Raw genomic sequence first — 10523 nt, forward strand, 5'->3', positions numbered from 1 at the left:
CAATTCTCTGGGGTATGGGTGTATGTCAGTTCCGTCAAGGTGTGGAAACTGTACGTGCGTTGGCAAGTTTAGCAATGCTTACCGGTAACTTAGGTAAACCAAATGTTGGTGTAAACCCTGTGCGTGGTCAAAACAACGTACAAGGCGCATGTGACATGGGGGCTTTATACAATACTTTACCTGGTTATCAAAGCTATGCGGATCCAGAAATCAACGCTAAATTTGCGAAAGCATGGGGCGTACCGTCTATTCCAACTAAACCAGGCGTACCATTGAGTGAAGTGCCACATGCTGTGGCAGAAGGTAAACTCAAAGCATTCTATATTATGGGTGAAGATACTTTACAAACTGAACCTGATTTGAATGCCATGAAACAAACCTTTAAAGATCTTGAGTTTATTATTGTTCAAGATATCTTTATGACTCAAACGGCAGCGGAAGCGGATGTGATTTTACCAGCAACATCTTGTGCTGAACACGAAGGTGTTTATAGTGCAGCAGACCGTGGTTTCCAACGTTTCTATAAAGCGGTGGATCCTGTTGGTGATGTGAAAGACGACTGGGAAATCATTAGTCTTATGGCACAAGCTTTGGGTTATCCAATGCATTACAACAACACCAAAGAAATTTGGGATGAGTTGCGTGAGCTTTGCCCAATTTATAAAGGTGCAACTTACGAAAAAATGGAAGGCTTGGGTTATATTCAATGGCCATGTACGGATGAAGGCCCTGAAGATCAAGGCACTACATACTTATATGAAGGCCAAATCTTTGACCGTCCAAATGGTAAAGCTGAATTCTTTGCTTGCGATTGGGAACCACCAATGGAAGAAGTCTCTGAAGAATATCCATTAGTGCTTTCTACCGTGCGCGAAGTTGGTCACTATTCTTGCCGTTCAATGACGGGTAACTGCCGTGCACTTGCTGCGTTGGCTGATGAACCAGGATTTGTTCAAATGAACGACCAAGATGCGAAAGCTTTAGGCATTAAGAATAATGAGCTTGTTTGGATTTCTTCATCTCGTGGTAAAGTTATATCTCGTGCGGATGTAAGTTCTCGTACTAACAAAGGTGCGTGTTATATGACTTACCAATGGTGGATCGGAAAATGTAACGAACTCACCGCTGAACATTTAAATCCGGGATCTCGTACTCCGGAATATAAATACAGCGCAGTGCGTATCGAAAAAATTGAAGATCAACGTTGGGCTGAGCACTATGTTGTAACTGAATATACTAAGCTCAAATCTCGTTTAAAAGAAACCGCACTTGTGGCTTAATTATCATATTTATCATGATTAGGACAGGCTTTATGCCTGTCCTTTTTTATGATTAATGAAATATGATATGGGTAAGAATATTGGAAATGTTAAAAAGAGTGGTTTATTCAAAGGCAATTTCTTTAATACGCAATTCATCACCGCTTTGTCGTTGCAGGTGTATGCTGCCACAATTTGGACAAGAATCATGATGAGCTTGTATCTCAACTAATTTTTGGCACTGCCAACACCAGGCTTGCGCTGCTATAGGAATCAGATGAAGTTTACAGCCTTCAGCAGCCGTACCTTGAAAGGTTATATCAAAGCAAAATTCCAATGCGTCAGGTTCTACACAAGAGAGCGCGCCAATTTCTAGCCAAAGATCCGTAACTTTTTTTATATCGTGGCTTTTACATTGTTCTTCTACTATTTCCAGCATATTTTGACAAAGAGATAATTCGTGCATAATTTTTCCTTTTGTTTTTCTTCCTTAAAATAAATGCCTTTATCAATTCAAGATAAAGGCATTTCTCTAAAACATTGTCAATTTCAACCGCACTTTACGCGAGCATATTTACAACTGCAAATGAGACTTTTAATAGCGCAGCGTTGATTAAGTCAATAAAGAATGCACCGACCATTGGAACGATTAAAAATGCTTTATGTGATGGCCCAAAACGGCTGGTAATGGCTTGCATATTTGCAACGGCTGTTGGTGTTGCACCTAAACCGAAACCACAGTGACCAGAGCTTAATACAACCGCATCATAATCTTTACCCATTGCGCGATAAGTAACATAGATAGCAAATATCGCCATAAAGATAACTTGTACTGCAAGGATAATTAATACATCTACCGCTAAGCCTGCAAGTTCCCAAAGTTTTAACGACATTAAGGCGATAGCTAAGAAGATAGATAAACCCACGCTACCCAATACATCAATAGCCGAATCAGCCACTTGGAAACGGAAGATATTAGTTAAAATATTGCGGATAATTACACCAGTAAATAAACACCATACGAATGTTGGTAATTGGAATGCGGTGCCTTTTGTTTGAGCATCTAAATATTGGCCGATAAGCAAACAGATAGACATCATTGCAATAGTTTCAATTAACGAACGTGAAGTAATTTTACGTTTGTAAGTTGGATGTTCAAAAGCCTCTTGAATATCGTCTACTTCATCATTTTCAGGATTTTCACCTTGTTTTTGACGATTTAATAAGAAACGTGCAACAGGGCCACCGATGATACCACCAAAGACTAAACCAAAGGTTGCACATGCCATCGCAATTTCAGTAGCGCCTTGTAGATTAAATTGGTGAACGAAGGTATCAGCCCATGCTGCGCCAGTACCATGACCGCCAGTTAATGTGACAGAACCTGCTAATAAACCGTATGCTGGGTGGATACCTAATGCTAATGAACCTGCGATACCGATGATATTTTGACAAATAATTAGCAAACCAGCGACGAATAAAAATACGATAAGCGGTTTTCCGCCTTTAATTAAACGGGAAAAGTTTGCACTTAAACCAATGGAAGTGAAGAACACTAACATCATGGTAGTTTGCAAATTTTTATCAAAATTAAAGGATGTCCCGTCTACTTTATTCCAAATTAAAAGACCAATGGCAACAATAAAACCACCAACAACTGGCTCAGGAATGTTGAAGGTTTTTAAGATGCTGATTCGTTTAACGAGAAAAAAGCCCAAAAGCAAGACTAAGCTTGCCAGTGCAAGGGTTTCATACGTGCTAAATGTATAGCTCATAAATTGGATCTCCCTATGTTGTGTTTAAGTTATGTGTTGCGGTTCGATTACCACTATTTCAATATTGGTATGTAATCCGCGTGGTAATGTCGACCCTTTTCTGCCTCGTTCAGCACGGAACTTCTGCAGATCTTCCGGTTTTAATACAATTTTTCGTTTTCCGGAATGAAATTCAAGACTTGCTTGATCTGAAATGAGCAATAATTTCACTAACAATTCACTGCGCTCTTTTGCATTTGCGGCAGGAATCGTCACAATTTTATTGCCTTTGCCTTTTGATAATGCCGGTAAATCTTTTGCCGGGAAAATCAACATTCTGCCAGCGGATGTCATCGCGACAACAAGTGCGGTGGCATTCGTCAGCGTCTTAGGCTTCATCACTTTGGCATTTTCCGGTAAAGAAATCAAGGCTTTTCCTGCTTTATTGCGTGCAATTAAATCTTCAAATTTACAAATAAAACCATAACCCGCATCAGAAGCCATCAATAATTCTTGCTGTTCACTCGCCATTACGACATATTCAATGGTCGCACCAGCGGGTAAATTTAGCTTACCCGTGAGGGGTTCACCTTGCGAACGAGCGGAAGGCAATGAAAGCGGATCGAGTGCATAACTTCGCCCCGTACTATCAATGAATACAACGGCTTGATTACTCTTGCCACAAGCATGAGCTCGATAATTATCACCCGCTTTGTAGCTCAATGATTTAGGATCAATATCGTGTCCTTTAGCACAACGTACCCAGCCCATTTCGGATAAGATGACAGTGACAGGCTCTGCTGGCGTCATGTCACTTTCGGAGATCATTTTGGCTTCTTCACGTTCGACCAGTTGAGACATACGTGGACTCGCATATTTTTTCGCATCTTCTTGAATTTCTTTTTTGATAAGCGTATTCAAACGGCGTTCTGATCCTAAAATTGCTTCTAAATTTAACCGCTCTTTTTCAAGTTCATCTTGTTCAGCTTTGAGTTGGTTTTCTTCTAATTTCGCTAAATGACGTAAGCGTAAATTTAAAATTGCATCGGCTTGTTCATCACTTAAATTAAAGCGTGCCATCAGCTCTGCTTTTGGATCATCTTCATGACGTATAATTTCGATAACTTCATCAATATTTAAGAAGGCTATCATCAAACCTTCTAAAATATGCAAGCGAGAGAGCACTTTATCCAAACGGTATTGTAGGCGACGAGTTACCGTTGTGCGACGGAAAGCAAGCCATTCATTTAAGATTTCTAACAAGCCTTTTACCGCAGGTTTATGATCAAGCCCAATCATATTCATATTTACACGGTAGCTTTTTTCAAGATCTGTGGTAGCAAATAAATGTGCCATTAACGCATCAGTATCGACGCGATTTGAGCGAGGAACTAGCACAATGCGAATTGGATTTTCGTGATCGGCTTCATCTCGAATATCTTCTAGCATTGGCAGTTTTTTTGCCGTCATTTGTTCGGCTATTTGTGCAATAACTTTGGATGGCGAAGATTGATGTGGAAGCGCTGAGATAATGATTTCTCCATCTTCTTTTTTCCAAGTCGCACGCATTTTTATTGAGCCACGACCTTGCTCGTAAATTTTACGAATTTCTGTTTTTGGCGAAATAATTTCTGCTTCTGTTGGAAAATCTGGGCCTTGAACAATTTCAAGTACATCATCTAATCCCGCTTTCGGATTATCTAGCAACATTACTGCCGCATCAGCAATTTCGTTAATATTGTGTGGTGGAATATCTGTCGCCATACCCACCGCAATGCCTGTTGTGCCGTTCAATAAAATATGAGGTAAACGAGCAGGTAAGTATTGTGGTTCGGCCAAGGTTCCATCAAAGTTTGGTTGATAATCTACTGTTCCTTGTCCGAGTTCACTCAGCAAGATTTCAGAGATTTTAGACAGGCGTGATTCCGTATAACGCATGGCTGCGAAGGATTTTGGATCATCTGGCGCCCCCCAGTTACCTTGACCATCTACGAGCGGATAACGATAAGAGAACGGCTGTGCCATTAACACCATCGCTTCATAACAGGCACTGTCACCATGTGGATGGAATTTACCGAGTACATCACCGACGGTACGAGCAGATTTTTTATATTTTGCCGTGGCATTTAAGCCAAGTTCAGACATCGCATATACAATACGACGTTGAACGGGTTTTAAACCATCACCGATAAAAGGCAGTGCACGATCCATGATGACATACATGGAATAGTTGAGATAAGCCCTTTCAGTGAAGGTACGAAGAGGCATTTGCTCAATGCCTTCATAATTGATATTTGTCATTTTGGTTTCTGTTAATTGAATATATTCTTAATTTATTAAAATTCGGATTTGCTGAGATTAATTTAGTCTAAACAGATAAATCAACCTGATCGCCTTTCGCTTGCAACCAATTTTTACGGTCTTCGGAACGTTTTTTCGCTAATAACATATCCATCAGTTCTAATGTATCCGCGTCTTGGTCTTCCTCTAAATCATAAGTTAATTGAACAAGGCGACGAGTATTAGGATCCATTGTTGTTTCACGCAATTGCGATGGATTCATTTCACCTAAACCTTTAAAGCGTTGAACATTCGGTTTGCCTTTTTTACTTTTCAACCGATCTAAAATCGCCTCTTTTTCACTTTCATCTAATGCGTAGAAGACTTCTTTATTTAAGTCAATTCGATAAAGTGGTGGCATAGCCACATAAACGTGACCGTCTTGTACCAATTTTGGAAAATGACGTAAGAACAGGGCACAGAGTAGAGTGGCAATATGCAGGCCATCGGAGTCAGCATCCGCGAGAATACATACTTTACCATAGCGAAGTTGTGATAAATCATTGCTGTCAGGATCGATCCCTAGGGCCACAGCGATATCATGAATTTCTGTTGAACCTAATACTTGATCAGGTGAAACTTCCCATGTATTTAAGATTTTTCCACGTAACGGCAAAATAGCTTGATACTCGCGATCACGCGCTTGTTTTGCTGAGCCGCCCGCAGAGTCGCCCTCTACTAAAAATAATTCTGTTTTTTCTAAATCCTGTGAGCCACAATCAGCTAATTTTCCTGGTAATGCTGGGCCGCTAACGAGTTTTTTTCGTACCACTTTTTTTGCTGCGCGTAATCGGCGTTGTGCAGAACTAATGGCAATTTCTGCTAATTTTTCAGCATCTTGTACATTTTGATTTAGCCATAGACTGAACGCATCTTTTAAAACACCGCTGACAAACACCGCACTTTGGCGTGATGATAAGCGTTCCTTGGTTTGCCCCGCGAATTGTGCATCCTGCATTTTAAGGGAAAGAATGTAAGAACAACGATCCCAAATATCATCAGCGGTAAGTTTTACGCCGCGTGGTAATAGATTTCTAAATTCACAAAATTCACGAATGGCATCTAACAAGCCTTGTCTTAAACCATTAACATGTGTTCCACCTTGAATAGTTGGAATTAAGTTTACATAGCTTTCGCCGATTAGTTCGCCTCCTTCTGGCAACCAAAGTAATGCCCAGCTAATCGCTTCATTTGTTCCTTTAAATTCGCCAACAAATGGTTTTTCTGGAAGGGTTTCAAAGCCATTAACTGCTTCGATAAGGTAATCGGAAAGCCCATCTTCATATAACCAAATGTCTTGAGTATTGTTTACTTTATCAATGAATTTGATTTCAAGCCCTGAGCAGAGGACTGCTTTCGCTCTTAATAAATGGCGTAGGCGGCTAACGGAAAATTTTGCGCTGTCAAAATATTTTGGATTCGGTTTGAAGTGAACTGTTGTTCCCGTTGTGCGTCTACCACAAGTCCCAATAACTTCCAATTCTTCTACTTTATTGCCGTTTTCAAAGGCAATTTTATACACTTCACCATTACGTTTGACTTGAATATCCACGCGTTCAGAAAGCGCATTCACCACAGAAATCCCCACACCGTGTAAACCACCGGCAAATTCATAATTTTTATTGGAGAATTTACCACCCGCATGTAGTTTAGTCAGGATTACTTCTACGCCAGAAACGCCTTCCGTAGGATGAATATCCACAGGCATACCGCGACCATTATCTGTGACTTCAATAGATTGATCTGGGTGTAAAATTACTTCAATTTTTGTGGCAAAACCCGCGAGGGCTTCATCCACGCTGTTATCAATAACTTCTTGTGCGAGGTGATTCGGACGAGTGGTGTCTGTATACATACCGGGGCGAATTTGCACCGGCTCGAGATCTTTAAGAACGGTAATTTCTTGAGCTGAATAATTGCTTGTCATGGTTAGAAGTCGTTAATTTTTTAAATTTGAGAAAATTCTATCAAAAAGTGCGGTGATATTCGACCGCACTTTTAATCGTATAAACTAGGCGTATTTTCATCTGGACGCGTTTTAAAACGGCGATGTAGCCACATGTATATTGTTATGTCCTTCATTATTTCCTTTTCAACGATTTGATTCATTCGCGCAGCAATCGTCGTTTCATCTTGTAAATCTGTAAAATCAACAGGCGCTGAAATACTCACGGTATAGCCTGAGCCATCTTTATTGCGTAATGGCGCAAATGGAATTACTTTGCTATTTGGTGAGGATTTCAATAAATAATAACTACCAGTGGTTGTGCAAGCATCGGGCACCGCAAAAAAGGGTACAAAAATGGCATTTTTTCTGCCGTAATCGTGATCAGGTGCATACCAAATCGTTTCTTCATTGCGTAAAGCTTTGATCATTCCGCGTAAATCTTTACGATCAAGCATATCTTTATTAGAACGTAAACGGCCTTGTGTTTGTAGCCAATCAAGCAAAGGATTATCATTTGGACGATAAACACCAATGCCGGGATGATGCAAACCAAGAATGCGTGCGCCAAGTTCTAGCGTTAGGAAATGAACACCTACGAGAACAATTCCATCTTTTTGATTTTCTTTTAGGTAATGTAACCCTTCAACTTTTGACCATTTTTTGATACGTGAATCCGACCAAAACCAAGCTATGCCAGTTTCGATAATTGCCATTCCTACTGAGCGGAGATTTTCTTGCAAAATTGCCTCACGCTCGTTTTCAGGCATATCAGGGAAACAAAGTTCAAGATTACGGCGTGCAATGGCAGCTCGACGTTTACCCACTTTTAAATGTGAAAACAGCCACCCGAGACCATTACCAATATGGCGCAAAATAGGGTAGGGAAGACATAAAATACTTCGCCAAATTGCCACGCCTAACCAAAACAGCCAGTATTTTGGGGCTAAAAAGTGCGGTTGAAATTGAGGGAGTTTTTCGTTTTTCATTGTTCTTTCCACGTAAGTTAGGGGCGTAGTTTATCGTAAATTTGAGTTGTGGTAAAATCGCCACAATTTTGGTTATTCAAATAGAGAGATTTTAAAATGGCTCAATATTCAGCAGAATTTAAGCAAGCAAAAGTACTCGTATTAGGCGATGTGATGCTTGATCGTTATTGGTTCGGCGCAACCAACCGTATTTCACCAGAAGCTCCAGTGCCAGTGGTTCGTGTACAGGAAAATGAAGAACGCGCGGGTGGTGCAGCAAATGTGGCGATGAATATTGCGTCACTTAATGTACCCGTTCAGTTAATGGGATTGATTGGACAAGATGAAACAGGTTCTGCACTTTCCCACTTATTGGAAAAACAAAAAATTGATTGTAATTTTGTTGCATTAGAGACCCATCCAACCATCACTAAATTACGTATTTTATCTCGTCATCAACAGCTGCTCCGCCTTGATTTTGAAGAAGATTTCAATAATGTAGATTGCAAGGATTTATTAGCGAAGTTAGAAAGTGCGGTGAAAAATTACGGTGCTTTGATTCTTTCTGATTACGGCAAAGGCACGCTTAAAGATGTTCAGAAAATGATTCAAATTGCACGTAAAGCGAATGTTCCAGTGTTGATCGATCCAAAGGGAACTGATTTTGAACGTTATCGTGGTGCGACATTATTGACACCAAATATGTCTGAATTTGAAGCCGTTGTGGGCAAATGCAATACAGAAGAAGAGATTATTGAGAAAGGTTTAAAATTAATTTCTGATATTGAATTAACTGCACTTTTGGTGACACGTTCTGAAAAAGGCATGACATTATTACGCCCAAATCAAGAACCCTATCATTTGCCAACCGTTGCAAAAGAAGTGTTTGATGTGACGGGCGCCGGTGACACTGTCATTAGCGTATTAGCAACTGCATTAGCAGATGGACGTTCTTTCGAAGAATCTTGTTACCTAGCCAATGTGGCCGCTGGGATCGTGGTGGGTAAATTGGGGACTTCAACGGTTTCGACCGTGGAACTTGAAAATGCGATTCATGCTCGTCCTGAAACTGGATTTGGCATTATGAGTGAAGCTGAATTAAAAGATGCTGTCGCACAAGCTAAAGCGCGCGGTGAAAAAATTGTGATGACTAATGGCTGTTTCGATATTTTGCATCCAGGGCATGTTTCTTATTTAGAAAATGCACGAAAATTAGGCGATCGTCTAATTGTTGCGGTAAATAGCGACGATTCAGTTAAACGCTTAAAAGGTGATAGTCGCCCAATTAACAACCTTGAAACTCGTATGGCGGTACTGGCTGGTTTGGCATCCGTGGACTGGTTGGTGCCATTCACTGAAGATACACCACAACGTTTAATCGGCGAAATTCTACCAGACCTTTTAGTCAAAGGCGGCGATTACAAACCTGAAGAGATTGCAGGTAGTAAAGAAGTTTGGGCAAACGGCGGTGATGTTAAAGTGCTAAACTTTGAAAATGGTTGTTCAACAACAAATGTGATTGAAAAAATTAAATTATTGAAAGATTAAGTGAAAGGTTGGGGTGCAGAGCATCTAGAACATTCATAAAAAATTACTTAAAATGACCGTACTTTTACAAGGAATTTTTATGCCCATTCGTCCTAATTTTGCTGAAAAAAGTACTATTATACAACAACATAAATTGAAACTAGATAAATCTTATTTTACGCAACCTACCGTTATTTGGGTTCGGCGTGGTCGGAAAATTCTACGTTGGATAAATGGAGAGAAAATTATCCAAGCTGGTGAAATGGTAATGTTGGCAGGAAATCAACGATTTGATGTGATTAATGAACCTGATGAACTAGGTGTATATCAAGCGGATTGGTTATCTATTGATAATGCAGTGGTTGAGAGATTTTTTGGACTGCTTTCAAAGCCAAAACCCTTTGAAAGCCTGTTTCACTTGCCTGCACATCCTTTTATACAGCAAGCTTTTTCGATTGTTTCAAAAGCACTTTCCAGTGATGAAATTCCTGATCGTATTGTGGAAATTCGCTTGTGGGAATTACTAGCTTGGTTGTCGGAACAGGGTGGTGTATTTAGTCCATTTTCTACCCCATCCTTAAAGTGTCAAATTAGTAAGAAAATTTCAGAAAATTTTGAGTATCACTGGAAAATTAGAGACATTGCAAAATTGTTAAATACCAGTGAAGCTACATTGCGCCGTCATCTCGCTGCAGAAAAAACATCGTTTCGGGAAGTATTAACTACAGTG

The 10523-nt window shown here is 40.1% G+C and carries 8 protein-coding genes; 3 read left to right on the top strand and 5 right to left on the bottom strand.

What is annotated here, in order from left to right; all coding sequences use genetic code 11:
- Nucleotides 1–1280, top strand: a 1280-nt coding sequence (locus tag AAX15_RS01390) for a molybdopterin oxidoreductase family protein (RefSeq protein ID WP_046938782.1), incomplete at its 5' end; no start/stop codon positions are given.
- 103 nt (nt 1281–1383) lie between these two features.
- Here the strand turns inward: AAX15_RS01390 and hypA are convergent.
- The 5 genes from hypA to htrB all read right to left on the bottom strand — a co-directional run bounded on the left by hypA (nt 1384) and on the right by htrB (nt 8287).
- Complete coding sequence (gene hypA, locus AAX15_RS01395; protein WP_046938784.1) at nt 1384–1725, bottom strand: hydrogenase maturation nickel metallochaperone HypA; 342 nt, start codon at nt 1723–1725, stop codon at nt 1384–1386.
- Nucleotides 1726–1819: 94 nt separating this feature from the next.
- Nucleotides 1820–3034, bottom strand: a complete 1215-nt coding sequence (gene gltS / locus AAX15_RS01400; protein ID WP_046938787.1) for a sodium/glutamate symporter — start codon at nt 3032–3034, stop codon at nt 1820–1822.
- A gap of 24 nt (nt 3035–3058) precedes the next feature.
- The gene (parC, locus tag AAX15_RS01405; protein WP_046938788.1) at nt 3059–5314 is read right to left on the bottom strand and encodes a DNA topoisomerase IV subunit A; all 2256 of its coding nucleotides are present in this window, start codon (nt 5312–5314) and stop codon (nt 3059–3061) included.
- A gap of 67 nt (nt 5315–5381) precedes the next feature.
- Nucleotides 5382–7280 (bottom strand): DNA topoisomerase IV subunit B, encoded by a 1899-nt coding sequence (parE, locus tag AAX15_RS01410; protein ID WP_046938790.1) that lies wholly within the window; start codon nt 7278–7280, stop codon nt 5382–5384.
- 71 nt (nt 7281–7351) lie between these two features.
- Nucleotides 7352–8287: a lipid A biosynthesis lauroyl acyltransferase HtrB gene (gene htrB, locus AAX15_RS01415; RefSeq protein WP_046938793.1), complete on the bottom strand. Its 936-nt coding sequence runs from the start codon at nt 8285–8287 to the stop codon at nt 7352–7354.
- 96 nt (nt 8288–8383) lie between these two features.
- Between htrB and hldE the strand changes: the two genes are divergently transcribed.
- Together hldE and AAX15_RS01425 are read left to right on the top strand one after the other, a co-directional pair.
- Entirely contained in the window at nt 8384–9814 is a 1431-nt protein-coding gene (gene hldE, locus AAX15_RS01420) for a bifunctional D-glycero-beta-D-manno-heptose-7-phosphate kinase/D-glycero-beta-D-manno-heptose 1-phosphate adenylyltransferase HldE (protein ID WP_046938794.1), read from the top strand.
- A 79-nt stretch (nt 9815–9893) separates the two neighbouring features.
- Nucleotides 9894–10523: AraC family transcriptional regulator (locus AAX15_RS01425; RefSeq protein ID WP_230599585.1), on the top strand; the 630-nt coding region annotated here is incomplete at its 3' end.

Source organism: Haemophilus haemolyticus (assembly GCF_001008275.1).
Taxonomy (GTDB): domain Bacteria; phylum Pseudomonadota; class Gammaproteobacteria; order Enterobacterales; family Pasteurellaceae; genus Haemophilus; species Haemophilus haemolyticus_P.

Excerpts from the sequence above, each read along its gene's own strand:
- hypA (WP_046938784.1), bottom strand. The coding sequence starts at position 1,725 with ATGCACGAATTATCTCTTTGTCAAAATATGCTGGAAATAGTAGAAGAA.
- parC (WP_046938788.1), bottom strand. The coding sequence starts at position 5,314 with ATGACAAATATCAATTATGAAGGCATTGAGCAAATGCCTCTTCGTACC.
- parE (WP_046938790.1), bottom strand. The coding sequence starts at position 7,280 with ATGACAAGCAATTATTCAGCTCAAGAAATTACCGTTCTTAAAGATCTC.
- htrB (WP_046938793.1), bottom strand. The coding sequence starts at position 8,287 with ATGAAAAACGAAAAACTCCCTCAATTTCAACCGCACTTTTTAGCCCCA.
- gltS (WP_046938787.1), bottom strand. The coding sequence starts at position 3,034 with ATGAGCTATACATTTAGCACGTATGAAACCCTTGCACTGGCAAGCTTA.
- hldE (WP_046938794.1), top strand. The coding sequence starts at position 8,384 with ATGGCTCAATATTCAGCAGAATTTAAGCAAGCAAAAGTACTCGTATTA.